The sequence below is a fragment of the Burkholderia sp. L-4 genome, assembly GCF_056856535.1.
In genome coordinates this window covers 340677-360963 of record NZ_JBXEOX010000003.1, presented here as the reverse complement: position 1 = coordinate 360963, position 20287 = coordinate 340677, and the positions used below count along the sequence as shown (strand labels likewise).

Sequence of the window (20287 nt, the reverse complement as noted above, 5' to 3'; positions counted from 1 at the left end):
GCCTCCCCGGCAGCAAACGGCGCGCTGTGATCAGTTCGTCTCGTACCGCTGGGACGGGTCGTAAAGCGAATCCGGCAGGTTGATGCCGAACGCCTGCAGCCGCTCGACGAACTTCGGCCGCACCCCGGTCGCGCAGAAGTGGCCGCGTACCGAACCGTCGCGGTCCACGCCCGTGCGCTTGAACGTGAAAATCTCCTGCATGTTGATGATGTCGCCTTCCATCCCGGTCAGTTCCTGGATGCTGACGATCTTGCGCTTGCCGTCGGTCAGCCGCGCGGCCTGCACGACCACCGAGATCGCCGACGCGATCTGCTGGCGCATCGTCTTCGGCGGCAGCGACAGCCCCGCGACGCTGATCATGTTCTCGAGCCGCGTCAGCGCGTCGCGCGGCGTGTTCGCGTGGATCGTCGCGAGCGAACCTTCGTGGCCGGTATTCATCGCGTTGAGCATGTCGAGCGCTTCGGCGCCGCGCACTTCGCCGAGGATGATCCGGTCGGGCCGCATCCGCAGCGCGTTGCGCACCAGCGTGCGCTGCGTGATCTCGCCCTTGCCCTCGATGTTCGGCGGGCGCGTTTCGAGCCGCAGCACGTGCGGCTGCTGGAGTTGCAGCTCGGCCGCGTCCTCGATCGTCACGATCCGCTCGTTGCGCGGAATGTAGCCGGACAGGATGTTGAGCAGCGTCGTCTTGCCGCTGCCGGTGCCGCCCGACACGAGCACGTTCACCTTCGCGCGCGACAGCGCGTCGAGCAGCTCGGCCATCGGCGGCGTCAGGCTGTGGAAGCGCACCAGATCGTCCATCTTCAGCGGATTGACCGCGAAGCGCCGGATCGACATCAGCGGCCCGTCGATCGCGGACGGCGGGATGATCGCGTTCACGCGCGAGCCGTCGGGCAGCCGCGCGTCGACCATCGGGCTCGATTCGTCGATGCGGCGCCCGACGCGCGACACGATTTTCTCGATCACCTTCATCAGGTGCGCGTCGTCGTAGAACGTCACGTCGGTCAGCTCGAGCTGGCCGCAGCGCTCGACATACACCTGGCGGTACGTGTTCACGAGGATGTCGGAGATCCCGGGGTCGCGCAGCAGCGCTTCGAGCGGGCCGAAACCGAACATTTCGTCATACACGTCGATCGCGAGCTGCCGGCGCTCGATGTCGTTCGCGGGCAGCCGCTCCTCGTCGAGGATGCGCGCGATCAGCGCGCCGATCTCCATGCGGACCTGATCCTGCGGCATCCGCGACAGGCGTTCGAGTTCGACGCGCTCGAGCACGGTCAGGTGAATTTCGCGGCGCAGCTTCTGGTAGGCGTCGCGTACCGACGAATGAGCCGGACCGGCCGGTTCGCTGCCTGCCGACAGCGGCTGGGCCCGGTGCAAGGACATCTGTTCGCGCAATGACATGATGGTTCCCCGGAAGAATTACATGGACTTGAGCTTCGGCGTGGCCTTGCGGCCGAACAGCCGGGACATCAGCGGTTCGCTGGGCGCCACGCTGCGTCCCGCGCGCGTTTCGCCGTCGACGAGTTGTTTCGCGCAGGCCTGCAACGCGCGCGCGACCGCCGTGCCGCGCGCGAGCCGCGACACCGGATGGCCCTGGTTGATCGCTTCGAGCACGGTATCGGCGTCGTCCGGAATCATGCAGGCGGCATGCAGGCCGAGCACTTCCTCGAGCGCCGTGCGGGTCCGGTCGCTCGCGCGCGTCGCGCGGTTCACGATCAGGCGCAACTGGTCGGTCGAGTAGCCGAGCGACACGAGGATCTCCAGCAGCCGGCGGCCGGCGCGCACGTGCGGCATCGCGGGCTGCAGCACGATCTGGATCTGGTCGCTGCGATCCAGCGCGACCATCGACAACGGATTGATGCCGACGCCGACGTCGAAGATCACGAAGTCGTAGCGCGGCGCGGCGACGCCGAGGATCCATTCGAGTGCATCCTCGCGCATCTCGGCGGCCTTGACCGGGTCGCCGGCGCCCGCGAGCACGTGAAAGTTCTCCGTCACGTGCGCGACGCTCGCGTCGAGAAACGCGCTGTCGAGCCGCTCGATCTGCGCGCATAGCTGCGGCAGCGTCGACGGCGGGGTTTCGTCGCTGACGAGGAAAGCCGCGTCGGCGAACTGCTGGTTCAGGTCGATCAGCAGCACGCGGCGCTTGAAACCCTCGGCGATCTCGAACGCGACGTTGCTGGCCGCGAAGCTCGTGCCGGCCCCGCCCTTGCACGACATGAACGACACGATCCGCGTATCGTCGCTGTCGCACCGCGTGCTTTGCGCGGCGGCGCGTTCGAGCGCGTTGCCGAGCGCCTGAGGATCGATCGGCCATTGCAGCACGTCGCGCGCGCCGGCGCGCATCGCGTCGAGCAGCACGTGCGGCGACGCATCGGCCGTCACCAGGATGCAGGTCAGGTTCGCATGCGCGCGGCAGATCCGCTCGATCGCCGACAGCTCCGACGGATCGAGCGACGTGCCGTCGACCAGCAGGATGTCGAACGCGTCGAGCCCGTCGGTACGATGCTCGATCTGGGACGGGCGCCCGGTCGCGCGCGTCGCGCGATAGCGTCCGCAGTCGGCCACGAGACGCGCGATCTGCGTGAGCCGCGCGGTATCGTCGGAAGCTACGAGGATGTTGATCATGTCGTGTGCCTCGTTTGTTCGGTCAGTTGCAGGCGGTGCCGCCCGTCGAGGAGGTCAGGCTCTCGCGCGGCAGCGTCGTCGTGAACGGCGGCATCCTGACCGTGACGTTCACGAACGGGATCATGGTCTTGACGGTGACGTTGGTGACGCTGACGGTCACGAACGCGCACGAGTTCACGTCGCAGCTCGTCGGCGAGTAGTTCACCGACACGTTCGCGTTCGACAGCAGCGGCATCAACGACCTCACGCGCTTCGTGACGCCGGCCGCGTTCACGTCGCACACCACCGCCGTGCGTGCGCCCAGACGCACGGCCTCGCTCGCGGTGTTCCAGTAGAACAGCACGCGGCCGAATTCGAAGATGCCGATCAGCAGCATGATCAGGACCGACGCGATGAGCCCGAACTCGACGATCGCCGAGCCGCGTTGACCGCGCCGGCGCGACAGCGGAACATGGTGCGCGTTCATGACACTTGCCTCATCACGGTGACGATGTTGTTGAAGGTGATCGACGGCAGCCACGGGTACGCGGGAATCGGCTGGTACCGGTAGCCCTTGATCTTCACTTCGACGACGTTGATCGCGCCCGTCGCCGTCCCGCTTGCCGCGTTGTTGTTCGAGTCGTAGGTCGGCAGGTTCGCGAACTGCGCCGGATCGGATGCGTCGCCGCAGCCGGTCGTGCGCTGCGCGTCGCAGATGGTCACCATCGACGTCGTGAGCCCCGGCACCAGCTCGGTGCCCGACGAACCGCACGTCGTGCTGCCGTAGACGACGAGACACTGCGCCTGCGACACCGGATACGCGCTGTCGGTCGGCAGCCAGACCGACAGGTAGCGCGCCGCGTCGCGCGTCGCCTTGGTCAGCGTCTCGTACTGGTAGATCGCGCGGCCGAACTCGGCCACGCCGGTCGCGAGCATGACCATCGGCATCAGCACGAGCGCGAACTCGACGGCAACGACGCCACGGGTACGCGAACGGCGCAACGGGAGCTTGTTCATGATCGCCTCGCTATTGAACGAGCATCGGAACCTGGGTCCCCGATGCACTGCCGCTGCCGGGTAATCCATGCGTCGCGCACGGGCTGTTGCCGGACACCGACGAGCCGAGGTATTCGAGGTGCGCCACGACGGCGCCGCTGCCGGCGCTGAACGGCAGCGGATCGAGCATCAGCACGCAATCCCATTGCGTGACGTGCACCTTCCCGCTGTTCCCCTGCAGCGTCGAGCAGTCGCCTTCCGGCGCGAGCGCGACGCGGCGGTCGCCGCCGTAGGTCGGGTAGTTGCTCGCCGTGACCGTGCCGTTGGTGGAAATCCCGCTTCCCGACGGCGGCGCGCCGTCGCCCTGGTACGGCTTGAAATTCGCGCGGTCGGTAACGAACTGCGTGTAGGCGTCACCCTTGATGCCCGCCGTTCCCGGCGGCCCGTAGTTCGGCCCGACGTACGCATAGCCGCTGAAGTCCGGCTGACCGCTCGAGCCGTTCGCGCCGTTCGTGTAGATCCCGAAGCGCGTATTCCACGCGCGCAGCGACGCCGACTTCAGGCCGGTGGTGCTCAGGTCGGGCGGGCTCGTGATGTTGCAGGTGTTGCCCGACAGCTCGCCCGCGAGCGTCGTCTCGTTCGTCGAGCCGTCGAGCGCCGCCCAGCCGAAGTTGCCGGGCCCGTAGGTCGACGACGAACCGGACGGCGACGAGATCCAGTCGCCGACCTTGTAGGCCGGATCGGACGGGCCACGGCACACGAACACCGGAATCGCGCAGGTGGTCTGCCCGCCGCCGACCGTCGCGATCGCGCTCGCCGAGACTTCCGCCGCGTTCGCGAGCTTCATGCCCGGCAGCACGTTCAGCACCTCGATGAACCAGTGCGCGATGTTGCTCAGCTTGGCCGTGCATTGCACGTACTTCATGTTCGCCGGCGTCGTGACGGCGTTCTTCGTCAGGAACGGGTTGGTCAGCGAATCGCTGAACGTGACGTTCGCGTTCGTCGACATCTGCACCGCGTTGTTCTGGAAGAACACCAGATTGAGGTGGCCGGCGGCGATGCCGTCGGCCTCGGCCACCGACAGGCTGATGGCCGACGTCAGGTCACGCGCAGCCGACAGCGCGCACGCATCGGCGCTGTTCTGCAGCTCGCTGCGCGTGACGTACAGCTTGCCGAGATCCAGCGCGAGACCGACGAACCCGATCATCACCGCCAGCGCGAGACCGACGATGATCGCGACGGCACCGCGCTGGCGATGCGGGCCGCGACGCGTGACTTTCGGATGACGTGCTGCGCTGTTCATGGCGTTCTCCCTGAGCATGCCGTCGTTACTGGGTGGCCTTGCCGATGCCGATCACGAACGCATTGGCGGGCGGCACGGTCTGCTTGAACGACCTGTCGTAGTTGTCGAGCGCGGCCGCGGCGGCGCTGCCGTCGACGCCCGACGCCGAGGCCGCGTGTTCGGCGGCATGCGGATCGATGATCTGGGCCTGCATCACGGTGCGGACCGAATCGCCGAAGCGGCTGTCCCACACCGGTGTCGACGACATGCAGCCGGCAAGCGCGAACGCGAGCGGGACGGCGAGCGCCGCGCGGCGCACGAATACGAGGTAGGCGGTTTTCATGAGTGTCCCCTTGACGGGTTTCAACGATCGGTGGACTCGGGTGCCGCGCTCACGCGCGCAACCTGCGCCCGCGCTGCGGCCGGGATCCGGTGCCTGGGCCGCGCCGCCGGCTGGGCCGGCGTGTCGGGGCCGGCCGTCGCGAGACGCGCGGCGGCGGCCTCGATGCGCGCGATGCGCGCGGCGTCCGACGTGCCGGACAACGGTGCGGCGGCCACCACCGGCGCGGGCACCTGCTGCGGCTCGGCCAGCACCGGCTGCTGCGCATCGGCGCCTTGCGGCGCGCGCGGTGCGGGCAGCGCGGCGGCCGGACCGGCGGGCGCTTCCGATTGCGGCGCCGGTGCGGGTGCCGGCGCCTGGGCCGGTGACTGCGGTGCGGCGGCTGCGCCGTTCGCGGGTGGCGTGCCTGCCTTGCGAACCCCGCCGCGGCCTTCCATGTTGCCGGTCGCATAGACGTCGGCTTCGTTCGGCTTCGAGAAGCTGTCGGTCGGCAGCGCGACGTCCGCGGTCTGCAGCGGCTTCACCAGGTGCGGCGTGATCAGGAAGATCAGCTCGGTGCGATCCTGCTGGAACGACGTGCTGCGGAACAGCGCGCCGAGCACCGGCACTTCGCCGACACCCGGGATCGCCTTCAGCGCACCGGTCGCGTTGTCCTTGATCAGCCCGCCGATCGCGAACGATTCGCCGTCGCTCATCTGCACCGTCGTCGACGCGCGCCGCGTCGTGATCAGCGGCAGGATCGACGTGCCGCCGATGTTGGTCGCGCTCAGCGTGACGCCCGTCTGCGACAGCTCCGACACTTCCGGCGCGACCTTCAGGCTGATCCGGCCGTTCGCGAGCACCGTCGGCGTGAACTTCAGCGCGACGCCGAACTCCTCTTCCTGCAGCGTGATCGACGACGTGCCGTTACCGCTGCTTTGCGGGATCGGGATGAAGATCTTGCCGCCCGCGAGGAACGTCGCTTCCTGGCCGCTGATCGTCACGAGATTCGGCTCCGCGAGGATCTTGACGAGGTTGTCGGTGTTCTGCGCGTCGGCCGCGATGCTGAACGGCTTGTTGTTCGCCTTGTTGAAGACGGCCCCGCTGGCGACGCCCGCGAGCAGGTTGCTGACCAGCGCGCCGCTCCACGAACCGAACCCGCCCTGGATGTTGAACGCGCTGCCCATCTGGTTGATCAGCGTCTTCGACACCTCGGCTACCTTCACCTCGAGCATCACCTGCTGCGGGGACGTGACGTTCAGCATGTTCAGCACGCCGCCGCCGCCCTTGCCGCCCGCGGCGGGATCGCCGGCGCTGTCGCCGTAGGCGCGGGCAATCTGCACGGCCTGCTGCGCGGCCTGCGAGCTCGACACGGTGCCCGCCAGCACGATCGTGCCGGCCGCGGTCGAGACGTGGATGTCGCGCTCGCCCGGCATCAGTTGCAGCAGCGACGCCTGCAGGCCGCCCGCATCCGCGCCGACCGCGACGTCGATCACGCGGCACGCGCCGCTCTTGCCCTGCACGATCATGTTGGTCGTGCCGACCGCGAGCCCGAGGATGTACAGCGTCTGCGGCGACACCATGGTGGCCTGCGCAACGGCCGGATTGCCGATCGTCCGATTGCGGACCGGCTCCGGCATCGGCACCAGCAGCGACTTGCCGAGCGGCACGCTGACGCTGGTCGACTCGCGCACGGCGCCGACGCAGTTCGGCCCGCGCAGCGGCCCTGCCGACGCGGCGGGCGCGGCGGCCGGCACCGGCCCCATGCTGATCGTCATCTGCATCGGCCCCTTGCCGACCGCGGCCGGCGCGCTGGCGCCGCCCTTCGTCAGCGCGGCCGACTCGACGCCTTCCTGCGCGAGTGCGCCATAAACGGTCAGCCATCCCGAACAGAGGATCGCGGCCATCATCGTGCCCCGTGCGACGCGCGTCCGCAGTGGGCCGGTACCTGTGCATTGCGGTTTGATCTTCATTTCGTCTGATCCCCCGAGAGACCGGCGCCGTGCCGGTTATCGACTTCCCAGGCCGCCGCGCGTGGCCGGCGGCCAATCTGTTGGTCTGGCTGGTTTGATCTGCTTCAGAAACACTCGACGCTGCCCTTCACGCCCGTCAGCACGCCGACGCAGTCGCGCCGTGCTTCCGGCGCCGCGTGCGATGCGACGTGCACGCGCACCGGCCGCACGTGGGCGGGAGGCGGCGGCGCGTCGGGCACGGGTTCCTTGCCCAGCAGCGTCAGCTTGGTCGCGCCGCCGGTGTTCAGCGTCTTCTGGTCGACCTGGTTGCGCAGCACGAGCGACAGCGTGCCGACGCTGCGCGCGAGGTCGAGCCGTTCGGCCTGGTCGGGCGTGACTTCCAGCGTCACCGCGTTGACGACCTTCGGTGCGGTGTCGTCGCGGCTGACCTGCTGCGCGACGGCCAGCACGAGGATGTGTTCGAGCACGATCTTGGAGATGCTCTGCCCGTCGGTCTTGCCCTGTTGTTCCTGCGTGTTGACGATCACGTCGACGTAGTTGCCCGGCAGCGCGAAGCCCGCGACGCCGACCACGTCGTTCACGCGCACCGTGATCGCGCGGCTGCCGTCGGCGATCACCGCGGACAGGCCGCCCTTGGTGCCGACGGGCGCGAGCTTCGACTCGATCACCGGCTCGCCGCGCGCGAGGCTGGTGCGCACGACGCGCCCTTCGAGCGCCTTCGTGTCGGTGAACGCGCCGGTCGGCACGCTGCCCGCCGGCCAGCTGACCATGTGGATCTGGTTCGGCCCGAGCGGTTCGCCCAGGTTCAGGTCGGTGGTGGCCACCGCGACCGGCGTGACCGAACTCGTGGATGTCTGCACCAGCCAGTGGGACGCGAAGACGACCGCGGCAAGACCCGCGACCATCGCGACGACCAGCATCATGACCGCTCGACTGTTTTTCATGGCAATGCTCCTCGACGAATCGTGAAAGGATCGGCTCAGCCGGTAATGAACGTGCGGCCGCCGCGCTCGATGGGCGGCGGATGGCCGCCGTCACGTTCGGGGGCCGCGCCGAAATAGCTCGCCCAGGCGTCGTACAGCGCGTCGTGCGTCACTTCGGGCGGATCGCCGCGATACCGCGCGCCGGCGGCCACGAGTCGCAGCAGGTCCGCCGGGAAACAGGCGAGAAACGCCTTGCCGGTCGGCAGGTGCAGCCGATGCAGCAGGTAATCGAAGGCATCGCTCGCCGACACCAGCCCGAGCGACGCGCAGGCCGCCTCGTACACGGCACGGTAGTCGTCGATCGACATCGGGCCGACATGCAGCTTCGATCCGAGGCGGCGCAGGAACGCGTCGTCGCAGAACTGTTCCGGCGCCAGGTTGCTCGAGAACACCGGCCACACGTCGAACGGCATCACGAAGCGGTTGCCGGATTCGAGCGTCATGAAATCGACGCCGCGGTCGAGCGGGCGCAGCCAGCGATTGAGCAGGTCGCGCGGCTCGACGCGCTGGCGGCCGAGATCGTCGACAACGTACATGCCCATGTTGGCTTTCATGTGCGGGGGCGCCTGGTAGAAGCCGGCGGCCTCGTCGCGGCGCAGGTCGAGCTCGTCGAGCGTCAGCTCGCCGCCCGACATCACGACCGGCCGCGCGCACAGGCGCCAGCGACGATCGACCGACCGGCTGCCGGGCGACTGCCCCGCCTCGACATGCACGAGCGGGTCGTAGACCTGGATCACTTCGCCGGCCGCGCAGATCGCATGCGGCACCGGCACGCGGCCGTGCATCAGCGAGCTGAGCCGCTCGGCGAGGAAGGTCTTGCCGCTGCCGGCCGGGCCGTAGATCAGCAGCGGACGGCCGGCGTTCAGCGCCGCGGCCGCCGCATCGAGCACCGACGTGTCGATCACGATCCCTTCGAACGCGGCCCACACGTCGCTCTGGCCGATGTGCAGCTTGCGGACCGAATGCGCGCTCACGCATTTGAGATACGCGTCGAGCGTCACCGGCGCGGGGCCGCTGTAGCCGCTGCGTGCCCGTTCCTCGAGCGCGAGCACGCGGCCCGCGTCGGTCAGGCGGAACGTCACGTCGAGATCGGTCGCGCCGCGATGGGTCAGCTCGACGAGATGCTCGCGCACCAGGAACGCGAAGACCTCGTCGAGCACCGCGAGCGGCAGGCAGTGCCGCTCGACCAGGTCGCCGTACGACGGGCGGCCGAGTACCAGCGTCGACTTCAGCACGAGCCCGGCGACGAACGTCATGCTCAGCCCGGTTTCCTCGAGCGTGCGCGGCGCCGCCGGCAACTGCGTGCCCAGTTTCGTATGGGCCTCCCGCGACGGCAACGGATCGGGCAGGTGCGCCACCTGCGCGTCGCGTCTCGGTTCGGTATGGTTCGTGTTCATGATCGCTCCGTCCTCGTTGCCTGTGCGTCGCGCTATGCGCACGACGCGAACAACATGCCCAGCGTGCCGGCCGCGATCGCGACGCCATACGGCAGCGTGCCGACCGAGGCGATTTCCGCGGAGCCGCCGGCGGCCTCCGCGTGCGCCCCCTGCGAACGGCGCGCGATCAGCACGCGGACGTTCGCCCACATCTGGCGCATCCGGCCGCGCAACAGCGCGAACGCAACGGCGCCGATCCCGCCGGCCAGGAACGTGGCCAGCACGATGTAGAACGTCATTTCCGCCCCGACCCACGCGCCGATCGCGAGCATCAGCTTCACGTCGCCGGCCGCCATTCCGCGCAACAGGTAGAACGGCAGCAGCAGGCCGAAACCGGTCGCGGCACCGGCGAGCCACGCGAGTGCGCCGGCCGGCAAGCCGTGCAGCATGCACTGCGCAACCAGCGCGCCGACGAGCCCGACCGCGACGAGACGGTTCGGAATGCGGCGAGACGCGATATCCGTGCTGGCCGCCGCCACCGCGAGCAGCGTCACGCACAACGGAATCGGGTAAGGCGGCGCAACAGGTAGCATGGCGAACCTCTCGGGTCTAATTCGTCGAATCAGGAAACCATTGCCAGCGCGGTGGTGACCGCGGCCGTCACGGCCGCTGCAATCACCTCGTACGTATCGGCAAGCGAGCCTTTCAGCGTGACGACGCTGCCGAGCACCGCAGTGGCGAACATCGCCGCGAGCAACGCGTATTCGATCGACGTCACGCCCTGCTCGTCGACGATCCAGCGACGGACGGCACGCATCGTGGCTGCCATGATGGTCTCCGGTTCCAGGTTGACTGAATGGCCGGGGACGGCTCGAGCACTGCACCGGCCGAGCCGTCCGCGGCACGGTCCATCAGATACCGGCAACCGCGGAATCCAGGTCGGCCGCGATCGTGCTGAACACGGTCTTCAGGTCCTTCCCGATGGTCGACAGCGCCAGGATGATGCCGACGGCGATCAGTGCGGCGATCAGGCCGTATTCGATGGCGGTCACGCCGTCCTCGTCGCGAACGAAACGGCCGGCTTGTTGAATGAACTTGGACATGGTGAATCTCCTTTCGTGGTGACTTTCAAAACCCTCGGGCACCGGCTGGTCGGATGACCGTGCATCGATACGTCGAGGCAGGTTGTTGATGCCGTGTGGTGCCGACGAACGAAGCGGACGAGCCGTTCGCCGTACCGTCCATCAGATGCCCGCTACTATCGAGTCCAGATCCGCCGCGACCGTGCTGAACACCGTCTTCAGATCCGTACCGATCGTCGTCAGCGCGACGACGATGCCGATCGCGATCAGCGCGGCGATCAGGCCGTATTCGATGGCCGTCACGCCTCGCTGATCCTGGATCAACCAAGCGATCTTTTCGATGACTCTTGACATGAGTACTCTCCTTTCGGACTGCTATTGAATTCCCTTCGTCGATCGCGACGTCGGGGACGGGCACCACCGGCACTACAAGAAAATCGAAACGCGACGCTCAGCGGCGGGAACGGGGATGCACACCGTCGTCCGTGCGAACGGGAATCAGTGAAGCGGAGCGCGAGAGAGGCGGATACGGAGCGACCATCCGGATGAACCGGGCTGGCCGGGCGACCGGAACGGCACGACGGCCATTCGACGCATGGAATCCAGTTGACCGGGAAACGAATGCCCGGCAAATCCGCAATATGTTTTTAACGCGGATTGCGAGCCGCGATGTGCTGTGGTCTTTCATTTTTATTCCCCGTCTGCTGCCATGCCGATGTCTTATTGCCCTGAAGATTCCGGGTCTGATAAGTCGATCGACGATCGTTTGCGCGGTTCGTCGACCTGGCGCTGTGTATTCCCCTGCGCGCTCCGGTCATTTTTTCCGCATGTGGCGCCGAGGCCGGTTCCATGTGTCTGCCTTCAGAACCGCCGGTCGCCACATCGTCGACTGCCGTGCCAACGCTAACGCAAAGAGCAGGCCATGCTCAGCGAAATCGAGGCGTGTCAAGGGTTCCAGCGATGTCGGCATTCCCCTGACCCAGGCCCGATGACCGATATGTTTCAAATTTGAACGATCCGGGGACGCCGGTGCGGCTGCTCCGAATGTCGGTCGTCGCGCTGCACAAAGGCCGGAAAAAATTTCGTTGGGACTTTCCCGGACGCGGTAAGCCGGTCGCGTGCCGCGCGTTCGGCGGGCTGCAACGCCGGTAAAAATCGCGGAATGTTTCACGCCGGAAACATGAAACCCGATCGCGTGGATTTCTCATACCTGAAAACGGGGTTTTCAAGCCCGTTATTCGACAGTCCCTATATCGTCTGCCAGTGCGTGGTTTGCATCGCGCGATTTTTTCTTCAACAATGAATTCACCGGACAACGCGGTTTCAACGCGATTCGATCCGCAGGCACGACAACATCAGACGGCCGCGACAGACCACGCAGCCACCACGACATACGGGGCATCATGTACACAGCCAATCGTGAAACGCGCGATCGCGCCGTCCGCTGCGCTCAATGGCTGACGGCGGACCGGATCATTCCGTACAGCTGCATCATGCTGATGCTCTTCGCCGCGCTGCTGGTGGTGTGGGGCGTCGTGACCGACGGCTTCACGTCGAGCGCCATCGCCCGTCCGGGCACCGACTTCTCGGTCTTCTGGACTGCTTCCCATCTCGTGTTGCAAGGCCATGCCGCATCGGCCTACGACCCTTCGTCATTCGTGCAGGCCGAGTTCGCGCACTTCGGTGCGTTTCTTCAACACCGGCCGCTTCCCTGGCTCTATCCGCCGACGATGCTGCTGTTCATCGCGCCGGTTGCCCTCGTGCCTTTCCTGCCCGCTTACTTCCTCTTTTTCGCGGGCAGTCTTTTATGCTATGCGTTCGCCGTCTCGAGGCTGTCGGGATTGCGCGCGCACCTCCCCGTGCCGCGCGCCGCGGCGCTCGTCGTGGTCGCGTACTCGGCCGTGTGCATGTCCGCGCTGTTCGGGCAGAACAGCATCCTGACCGCCGGCCTCGCCGCGCTGGCGCTGCACCTGCTCGGCAAGCGCCCCGTCGTGGCCGGCGTGCTGATCGGCCTGCTCGCGATCAAGCCGCAACTGGCCGTGGTGTTCCCGTTCGTGCTGATCGCGACGCGCGCCTGGCGCACGTTCGCGGCGGCGGCGATCAGCGCGGCGCTGTTCGCGGCGGCCGGTGTCGCACTGGCCGGCCCGGCCGCGCTGCACGGGTTGTCGCATGCGATGTCGACGGTACGCGAGCAGCACTTCATGCTCGCGTCGTACTGGCTCGCGTCGCCGACGCCGTTCGCCGCGTTGCGGCTCGCGGGCGCACCGGTGGCCGCCGCGCTCGCGGCACAGGCGGCGGTGGCCCTGCTCGCGATCGCCGCGGCCGTCGGCGTGTGGCGCCGTACGCGCGACATGCGCCTGCGCGGCGCGGTGCTGGCGGTCGCCACGCTGCTGACCACGCCGTATCTGTGGAACTACGAACTGACGTGGCTCGGCATCGCGGTCTTCTGCCTGATCGCGCATGGTCTCGACGAGGGCTGGCTGCCGGGCGACCAGGGCATCCTCGTGCTCGCGTGGCTGCTGCCGATCTTCGAGATGCTGAACCGGCTGATGAAGCTGCCGCAGATCGGGCCGATCGTGCTGCTCGCGGTGCTGTTCGTCGTCGTGCGCCGCACGGCGCTCGCATCCGGGAGCGCACGATGAAAACGCCTGCGTTCGCCCGCCACCTGCATGCATCCGTCGACGTGCATCCGGAGCTGCCGATCGCCGGCCCGCGCCGCTACCCGCACTGGCTCAATCGCGACCGCGTGCGCCTCTACGCGGCCGCCGCGCTGCTGACCGAACTGCTGTTCATCGTGATCTACGTGACGCGCGTGCTCCTGTCGCACAACGGCGCGCTGGAACCGCTGTCGCAGGACTTCTCGCCGATCTGGAGCGCCGCGTGGCTCGCCGCGCACGGCCACGGCGCCGACGCGTGGCATTTCCCCGCGCTGTTCGCGGTCCAGAAGCTGGCCGTCCCGACGATGACGCTCGCGGGCGGCGCGCTGCCGTGGCTTTATCCGCCGACGATGCTGCTGCTCGTGCTGCCGCTCGGCTGGCTGCCGTACACGCTTGCGCTCGTGCTGTGGCTCGCCGTCACGTATGCGCTGTTCGCCGCGACGATCCACGCGATCGTCCAGCGCGATGCCGCCTGGCTGTGCGCGCTCGCGTTCCCGGGTGCATTCCTGACCGTGATCGTCGGCCAGACCAGCCTCTTCACCGCGATGCTCGCCGGCGTCGGCCTGCTCGCGCTGAACCGCCGGCCTGCGGTGGCGGGCATCTGCTTCGGCTTGCTGACGATGAAGCCGCAGCTCGCGATGCTGTTCCCGCTCGCGCTGCTGTGCGCGGGCCAGTGGCGCGCGCTGGCCGCGTGGGCCGCGACGATCGCCGGCAGCGTCGCGCTCGCGACACTCGCGTTCGGCATCGGCCCGTGGATCACGTTCGCGCACGTGATCGGCAACGTCTACGCGGTCGTCGGCACCGGTCACGCGAAGCTCGCGCGCATGCCGTCCGTGTTCGCGCTCGCGACGATGGCCGGCTGGCCCGTGCTCGTCGCGCGCGGCCTGCAACTGCTGTCGGCCGCGGTCGCCGCGATCGCCGTCGTCTACGCATGGCGCGGCGCGTGCTCCTATGCGCTGCGCGCCGCGACGCTCGTATGCGCGTGCCTGCTCGTCAGCCCGTATTTGTACGACTACGACCTGACCTGGTATGGCCTCGTGATCGCGTGGTACGCCCGCTATGCATGGACCCACGGCTGGCGGCGCTTCGATCGCGAATGGCTGATGCTGCTGTGGCTGATGCCGTTCGCCGGCCTCGCGGTCATGCCGCATCTGCCGTTCCAGTTCATGCCGCTCGTCACGCTGGCGTCGCTCGCGCTGCTCGTCGGCCGGATCGCGCAGGAAAGACACGACGTGCCGTCGATGCCCGACGCGCACGACCACTCGACCGATACCGGATTCACGCATCCGGTCCGGCCGCACCACCGCCCGGCGTACGGAATGCGCCGCACCGGCCGCCCGACCATCGGCGCCGACCGGTGACGCGACATGACAAGGGGAGTCATCATGCGGGAACCACGCTACACACCGCTCGTTTCGCTGGTTGTGCCGTTCTATAACGAAGGCGAGGCCGTCGAGCGCTTCTTCGACGTCGTGATGCCGTTGCTGACGGCCATCGACGCGATCCGCTTCGAGATCGTCTGCGTCAACGACGGCAGCCGCGACGACACGCTCGAGCGCCTGGTCCGGATCGGCACCACCGAGCCGCGCGTGCGCGTGATCGACCTCACCCGCAACTTCGGCAAGGAAGCGGCGTTGACGGCCGGCCTCGACGAAGCCACCGGCGACGCGGTGATTCCGCTCGACGCCGACCTGCAGGATCCGCCGGGCCTGATCCCCGTGATGATCGAGCACTGGCGCGACGGCGCGGAAGTCGTCGCGGCGAAACGCAGCAACCGCGCGTGCGATTCGTTCGCGAAGCGCACCGCCGCCGCGATCTACTACCGTGTGCACAACATGCTGTCGGACGTGAAACTGCCGGAGAACGTCGGCGATTTCCGGCTGATGGATCGCCGGGTCGTGAATGCGCTGCGCAGCCTGCCCGAGCGGCACCGTTTCATGAAGGGGCTGTTCGCGTGGGTCGGCTACAAGACCGTGATCGTCGAGTACCAGCGCGACCCGCGCAGCGCCGGGCACTCGAAGTTCTCCGGCTGGAAGCTGTGGAATTTCGCGCTGGAAGGCATCACCAGCTTCAGCACGGTGCCGCTGCGCAGCTGGACCTACATCGGCGTCGGCATCGCCGCGCTCGCGTTCCTGTACGGCACGTTCATCATCTTCCGCACGCTGCTGTTCGGCAATCCGGTGCTCGGCTACGCGTCGCTGATCTCGGTCACGCTGTTCATTGGCGGCATCGAACTGATCGGGATCGGTGTCGTCGGCGAATACATCGGGCGAATCTACGACGAGTCGAAGCAACGGCCCGTCTACCTGATCCGCCGCCGCTACCAGGTGCACGCCAAGGTGATCGAGCTGCCGGTGGCGCGCGACGCGCGCCGCCAGGCCGCCCGCCGCCGCACGCAGCCGACCCGCGCGCGGATCGGCGCCCGCTGACGCATGCGCGCCGCCATGATCGACCTGCTCCACGCCGAACGCACGCGGCTGGTGCGCTTCGGCGTGTCCGGGCTGTGCTCGACCGCGCTCCACACGCTGGTCGCCGCGGCGATGTTCGCGCTGTTCGACGCGACGCTGGTGGCCGCGAACGCGGTCGCCTTCCTGTGCGCGACCGCGTTCTCGTATCTCGCGAATACGCTGTGGAGCTTCGCGTCGACGGTGCGCACGCGCAACCTGGTGCGCTTTCTCGCGGTCACGCTGGTCGGCTTCGTCGAGACGATGCTGCTGGCGCGCGGCGCCGAAGCACTCGACCTGTCGCGCGGGATGAGCATCGTCGCGATCGCGCTGCTGATCCCGCCGACGACGTTCGTGCTGCACCGGCTGTGGACCTACCGGTAAACGGCCCGCCCGCGTTTCCTCCTCCCCGCCGATAATCGGTCAATCGATTAACAGATTCAATGTCGCCATATTTATGTGGCGTATCGAATCGATTGATTCCGATTTTAAAATTACCAATCGATTTAATCATAACGACCTGTTTACTTTTACAGCTTCCATAATTAACCGAACGGGATAATCTGCATTCGCCGTCGCTTCAGCACCTGCCGCCTCCGGAGCAAATCCTTGCGGCACAAGGCGATGGCGGCCGCACGAAGCAATTCGCGCAACGATAAGTCCCATTACTTCAAACGGGAGCTTCCATGTCACGCGTTACCGATGTGCTCGTTTCGTTCGATACCGAAACCATTCTCAAAAAATATCCGAATCCCAGCAAAAACCCGGCCGCTCCGACGCTGATCGACTGGCGTTATGTTTATATGGTGACCAACCAGGACAACGTCATCTCCGGGCAGGCAGGCGGCGAGCTCGATCTGAAAGCGCAGGTCGGCGACCTGATCCGCTGGCGTGAAACGAGCCTGTCGCTGGGCTTCGAGAACCAGGTGGTGTTCTACAAGTTCATCGGCAACGTCGGCAACGACCTGATCTCGACGCCGACGCCGCGGGTGGCGGAAGCGTCGATCCCGGTGCCGAACACCAGCAAGCCGGAAGTGCCGACGTGCCAGAAAGTCGCGAACTACTACTGGTCGTCGGAATGCCTGAAGGTCGGCCGCGTGACCTACCACTTCCAGTTCCAGATCATCGATCGCAACTGCCAGAGCCAGGGCTGCTTCTCGTGGGATCCGTTCATCTCGATCCATAACTGATCGCGGCAGGCGGGCGGCCGCGCGACGGCTGCCCGTGCCGCCCCCTTGTTGCGCAGGAGGTGCTCATGTCTGGTCTTCGTTGCGATGTGCTCGCGGTCGTCGACGCCGTCACGCTGCTGTCGGCCCACCCCGATGCGAGCCGGAACGCCGATGCGCCGACCGTGATCGACGGCCGGCACATCTACGTGTTGAGCCCGGGCGACGCCGGGCAGGTCGGCCACAACGACAACCGGCTGTTTGCCGGCCTGTCGCCCGGCGACGAGCTTCATCTGCGCGAAACCGCGCTGGCGCTGCGCGCGGAGCTGAGCGTGCTGTTCATCCGGTTCGCGTTGAAGGACGCCGGCATCGTCGCGCCGATCGAAGCGGAAGTGCGCGATGCCGCCAAGCCGGTGCCGGACGGCGACGACCTGCTTCATCCGTCGTGCCGGCCGATGAAAGACCACGTGTGGCGCAGCGAGGTGCTGGCGGCCGGCACCACCGCCTGCACGGCCGATTTCGCGGTGCTCGATCGCGACGGCGCGGTGTCCGGTTACTTCCGCTGGGAAACGACGATCGAGATCGCCGGCAGCCGGCCCGACACGAAGCAGCCCGGTTTCAAGCCGTCGTCCGACCGCAACGGCAGCTTCACGCTGCCGCCGAATACCGATTTCAAGGCGACCTTCTACGCGAATGCCGCCGACCGGCAGGACCTGAAGCTGTTCATCGACGACGCACCGGAACCGGCCGCGTCGTTCGCGGGCAACGGCAACGACGGCGTCAGGCAGTTCACGCTGAACTCGCGCGGCGGCAGGATCCGGATCGACGCGTCGGCCAACGGCCGGCCATCCGCGACCGATGCGCGGCTCGCGCCGCTGTCCGCCGGCGATACCGTCTGGCTCGGCTGGCTCGGCGCCGAAGACGGCGCCGACCGCGACTACAACGACGGGATCGTGATCCTGCAGTGGCCGATCGCGTGAGCGGCGCGACACATCCAGTACACCTGATCGTCGCACTTTCCGCCCGCACGCGCCGCTCTTTCCACTCGAGCTTGGATCACCCAAGCGGAAAATACGTGACGTCGAGGGCGGGCGGCGCAACGGGCGTTTGCGACAGCAACGCATGAACCTGACCGCGATGGTGCGCGTGATGAAGGAAAAGATGGGAAAGGACCAGCCCGAGCGGTTTGCGCTGCGGCGTTCCGTCCATGCTCGTGTAGTTCACGTCGGCGTTCAGGTCGTTGCGCGCGACAGCGCCGACGATGCGCGCGAGCCGCTCGTCCTCGGCTCGCCGTTCGGTCCGCAGGCTGTCGAAATCGTCGCAGACGACAAAGTCCAGGGCCGGGATGGCGTGGCCCTCCCCGGAGAGCCGGCCGAGCCAGATGCGGTCCGTGGCAAGCAGATGATTGAGCGTATGGTGGATCGAGCCGAACGCGCATGCGCGTGCGAGAAAATACTCATCCGATGAAAGGCCGGCGCATGCCTGATACATGCGCTCATTCGCCCAGGCGGTCCAGCGCGCCAGCATCTCGAACTGATTCGTCATCGCCGTTCCCTTGTCTTTTGATTCCGTCCGGGTAATCTATGGGTCCGGATGGTCGCTGTCGATCGCGTTTTTCTTATCAGCTATAAGGTCTGATGATGCCCGTACGCCGTGATCCGCCCCAAACGCACTTGCTTCGGGCCTTCGAGGCGGTCGCCCGGCTGAAGAGCTTCAGGCAGGCGGCTGTCGAAATAGGCGTGTCGCAGAGTGCGATCAGCCAGCGCGTGGCCGCGCTCGAAACGCGCCTCGGGACGTGCCTGATCCATCGAGAGCAGGGCCGCTTCGCACTCACCCGTGATGGCCTGGCCTATCTGGCCACGGCGGAAGGCGTGCTGCGAACGCTCGCGAGGGCCGACAGCCGGCTCGCCGATCGCCGGGAAACGGTCCGCCTGTCCGTCGTTTCGTCGTTCGCGCACTGCTGGCTCGCTCCCCGGCTCGAAGCGCTGTCCCTGTCATTCGAAGACATCAGTCTCGAGGTGCACGTGTCGGACGAGATCGTCGCGATCGACGACGGCGAATTCGATCTCGCGATCCGCCTGCATCCGAAGGCGGGCATGCCGGGAGAACGGATGACGGCAGCCGATGACGTGCTCGTACCGGTCCACGCGCCGGGCAGCCGGCCAAGCCCTGCGTGTCGCGCGGAGCCGTTCGCGGGGATGAGGTTGCTCGAGGACGACTGCAGCCGTCTCGGCGGATCGCGCCACCAGTCGTGGGACACGTGGCATGAACTCAACGGATGCGAGATCCGGCAACCGCGCAGGCGGATCGTGTTCAACGACGCAGGGTTGATGATCGAGGCTGCCCGCCGCGGCGCCGGCGTCGCGCTCGCGCGCCAGTCGCTGGTTGCGGACCATCTGGCTGCCGGCGAGCTGGTGAAATTCGACGCGATGCCGCTCGCATGTCTCGCGCAAACATCGTTGATCCAACGACGCGCGAGCAGCCGCAGCCACGCGAGCCGGCGCGTCGCAAGCTGGCTGCTCGATGCCGTATCCGGCGCGATCGCCTAGCATCGCTCGTCGAGGCTCGCGCGAGCGGCGCCCACCGTCGCACCGCGCTTCTCCGCCCGATCCGTCCAGCTCGAGCGGAGTGGCCGGCGCTCATCGCCCGGTCGGGAAATCGCGGCAATACAGCCGGCGCGTGACCGATCGGCGCACTGCCCCCAAAACGGCCTGCGCCGGCGGCGCATTCAATGCAACGGCGACCACGCCTCCGGCAACGCGATCGTCGAGGTCGCCCTTTCGATCTGTTCCGGGCCGCCGGCCGGTGGCCAGAGACCCGCCGCGTAGTGCCGTTTTCTCAACGCCATCCGCTCTTCCAGACTCGAGAATCCCCAGATGTGCACGATACGCGGCGGTCCATCGAGCGCGTACATGTTGCAAACGAGATGCGACGTATAGTCTTTGGCCGGGCCCACCGCCCGTTCCCACGCGGAAATGGTCGGCGCGATACCGCCGGCTTTCAGCCAGTAACGGCGAATCTCGTAGAAATCGCCGAATACCCGCGGTTCGATCTCGGGTAGAAAAGGAAACAGCGCATAGCTTTCCATCGTCAATCGAACGGACGCGCTTTCAATCCCGAAAGGTTGCCCGGCGCTCAAGGCCCGGTTGCGTTCGTGTTGCAATTCATCCGTCGTGTCGAAGCCCCTCAGCACGACGATCCGCGACAACTCGCCAATCTCCGTGCGCCATGCGCCCAGTAGCCTCCCTGGCGCGCCGGCATCGGATACCCAGCGATGCGCGCGGCGCGACACCCTATCCTGGTCTGTAAGCGGACACGACAACGTCGTGAGTTCATACAGCATGGCTGCCCTCCTTTCGCGTGGATGTCGCAATGTATGACCGAAGCGGCGGCCGATCAACGCGC

Annotated in this window: 22 protein-coding genes; 7 read left to right on the top strand and 15 right to left on the bottom strand. The window is 67.1% G+C overall.

All coding sequences use genetic code 11. The features are described from left to right. Positions 1-30: 30 nt before the first annotated feature. The 13 genes from AC1VVG_RS32150 to AC1VVG_RS32090 form a co-directional block, all read right to left on the bottom strand. Entirely contained in the window at positions 31-1398 is a 1368-nt protein-coding gene (locus AC1VVG_RS32150; protein WP_034191757.1) for a TadA family conjugal transfer-associated ATPase, read from the bottom strand. 18 nt (positions 1399-1416) lie between these two features. Continuing rightward, the gene (locus AC1VVG_RS32145; protein ID WP_124608318.1) at positions 1417-2625 is read right to left on the bottom strand and encodes a CpaE/TadZ family protein; all 1209 of its coding nucleotides are present in this window, start codon (positions 2623-2625) and stop codon (positions 1417-1419) included. Positions 2626-2647: 22 nt separating this feature from the next. Continuing rightward, positions 2648-3091, bottom strand: a complete 444-nt coding sequence (locus tag AC1VVG_RS32140; RefSeq protein ID WP_482837452.1) for a TadE/TadG family type IV pilus assembly protein — start codon at positions 3089-3091, stop codon at positions 2648-2650. Next, positions 3088-3621, bottom strand: coding sequence for a TadE/TadG family type IV pilus assembly protein (locus AC1VVG_RS32135; protein ID WP_034191760.1), 534 nt, complete (start codon positions 3619-3621; stop codon positions 3088-3090). Before AC1VVG_RS32135 ends, AC1VVG_RS32140 begins: the two co-directional genes overlap by 4 nt. A gap of 10 nt (positions 3622-3631) precedes the next feature. Further along, positions 3632-4903: a pilus assembly protein TadG-related protein gene (locus tag AC1VVG_RS32130; RefSeq protein WP_034191761.1), complete on the bottom strand. Its 1272-nt coding sequence runs from the start codon at positions 4901-4903 to the stop codon at positions 3632-3634. Between the two features lie 25 nt (positions 4904-4928). Next, positions 4929-5225 carry a hypothetical protein gene (locus tag AC1VVG_RS32125; protein ID WP_034191762.1) on the bottom strand — a complete coding sequence of 99 codons (297 nt, stop codon included), beginning with the start codon at positions 5223-5225 and terminating at the stop codon, positions 4929-4931. 20 nt (positions 5226-5245) lie between these two features. Further along, positions 5246-7174: a type II and III secretion system protein family protein gene (locus tag AC1VVG_RS32120; protein WP_059560793.1), complete on the bottom strand. Its 1929-nt coding sequence runs from the start codon at positions 7172-7174 to the stop codon at positions 5246-5248. Between the two features lie 104 nt (positions 7175-7278). Then, positions 7279-8118 (bottom strand): Flp pilus assembly protein CpaB, encoded by an 840-nt coding sequence (gene cpaB / locus AC1VVG_RS32115; protein ID WP_034191764.1) that lies wholly within the window; start codon positions 8116-8118, stop codon positions 7279-7281. Positions 8119-8153: 35 nt separating this feature from the next. Next, positions 8154-9554: a P-loop NTPase family protein gene (locus AC1VVG_RS32110; RefSeq protein ID WP_482837451.1), complete on the bottom strand. Its 1401-nt coding sequence runs from the start codon at positions 9552-9554 to the stop codon at positions 8154-8156. A gap of 32 nt (positions 9555-9586) precedes the next feature. Beyond that, the gene (locus AC1VVG_RS32105) at positions 9587-10126 is read right to left on the bottom strand and encodes an A24 family peptidase (RefSeq protein WP_034191766.1); all 540 of its coding nucleotides are present in this window, start codon (positions 10124-10126) and stop codon (positions 9587-9589) included. A gap of 29 nt (positions 10127-10155) precedes the next feature. Continuing rightward, the gene (locus tag AC1VVG_RS32100) at positions 10156-10362 is read right to left on the bottom strand and encodes a Flp family type IVb pilin (protein ID WP_034191767.1); all 207 of its coding nucleotides are present in this window, start codon (positions 10360-10362) and stop codon (positions 10156-10158) included. A gap of 82 nt (positions 10363-10444) precedes the next feature. Beyond that, complete coding sequence (locus AC1VVG_RS32095) at positions 10445-10636, bottom strand: Flp family type IVb pilin (RefSeq protein WP_034191768.1); 192 nt, start codon at positions 10634-10636, stop codon at positions 10445-10447. Positions 10637-10777: 141 nt separating this feature from the next. After that, the gene (locus tag AC1VVG_RS32090) at positions 10778-10969 is read right to left on the bottom strand and encodes a Flp family type IVb pilin (RefSeq protein WP_124669435.1); all 192 of its coding nucleotides are present in this window, start codon (positions 10967-10969) and stop codon (positions 10778-10780) included. Positions 10970-12018: 1049 nt separating this feature from the next. Between AC1VVG_RS32090 and AC1VVG_RS32085 the strand changes: the two genes are divergently transcribed. The 6 genes from AC1VVG_RS32085 (at position 12019) to AC1VVG_RS32060 (ending at position 17862) form a co-directional block, all read left to right on the top strand. Continuing rightward, positions 12019-13257 carry a glycosyltransferase family 87 protein gene (locus tag AC1VVG_RS32085; RefSeq protein ID WP_034191770.1) on the top strand — a complete coding sequence of 413 codons (1239 nt, stop codon included), beginning with the start codon at positions 12019-12021 and terminating at the stop codon, positions 13255-13257. Then, the gene (locus AC1VVG_RS32080) at positions 13254-14633 is read left to right on the top strand and encodes a glycosyltransferase family 87 protein (protein WP_482837450.1); all 1380 of its coding nucleotides are present in this window, start codon (positions 13254-13256) and stop codon (positions 14631-14633) included. Before AC1VVG_RS32085 ends, AC1VVG_RS32080 begins: the two co-directional genes overlap by 4 nt. A gap of 24 nt (positions 14634-14657) precedes the next feature. Continuing rightward, complete coding sequence (locus AC1VVG_RS32075; RefSeq protein ID WP_482837449.1) at positions 14658-15701, top strand: glycosyltransferase family 2 protein; 1044 nt, start codon at positions 14658-14660, stop codon at positions 15699-15701. 15 nt (positions 15702-15716) lie between these two features. Then, a complete protein-coding gene (locus tag AC1VVG_RS32070; RefSeq protein WP_034192011.1) occupies positions 15717-16100 on the top strand; it encodes a GtrA family protein in 384 nt (127 codons plus the stop codon). A gap of 302 nt (positions 16101-16402) precedes the next feature. Beyond that, positions 16403-16906 (top strand): inclusion body family protein, encoded by a 504-nt coding sequence (locus tag AC1VVG_RS32065; RefSeq protein WP_006483191.1) that lies wholly within the window; start codon positions 16403-16405, stop codon positions 16904-16906. Between the two features lie 65 nt (positions 16907-16971). Further along, the gene (locus AC1VVG_RS32060; RefSeq protein WP_080288022.1) at positions 16972-17862 is read left to right on the top strand and encodes an AidA/PixA family protein; all 891 of its coding nucleotides are present in this window, start codon (positions 16972-16974) and stop codon (positions 17860-17862) included. Between the two features lie 76 nt (positions 17863-17938). On the opposite strand, the gene AC1VVG_RS32055 is transcribed toward AC1VVG_RS32060, so the two are convergent. Continuing rightward, the gene (locus AC1VVG_RS32055) at positions 17939-18427 is read right to left on the bottom strand and encodes a DinB family protein (RefSeq protein ID WP_034191773.1); all 489 of its coding nucleotides are present in this window, start codon (positions 18425-18427) and stop codon (positions 17939-17941) included. A gap of 92 nt (positions 18428-18519) precedes the next feature. On the opposite strand from AC1VVG_RS32055, the gene AC1VVG_RS32050 reads away from it, so the two are divergent. Next, a complete protein-coding gene (locus AC1VVG_RS32050; RefSeq protein WP_482837448.1) occupies positions 18520-19431 on the top strand; it encodes a LysR family transcriptional regulator in 912 nt (303 codons plus the stop codon). A gap of 179 nt (positions 19432-19610) precedes the next feature. On the opposite strand, the gene AC1VVG_RS32045 is transcribed toward AC1VVG_RS32050, so the two are convergent. Further along, on the bottom strand, positions 19611-20225 hold the full coding sequence (locus AC1VVG_RS32045; protein WP_049030703.1) for an NIPSNAP family protein: 615 nt from the start codon (positions 20223-20225) through the stop codon (positions 19611-19613). Positions 20226-20287: the final 62 nt, after the last annotated feature.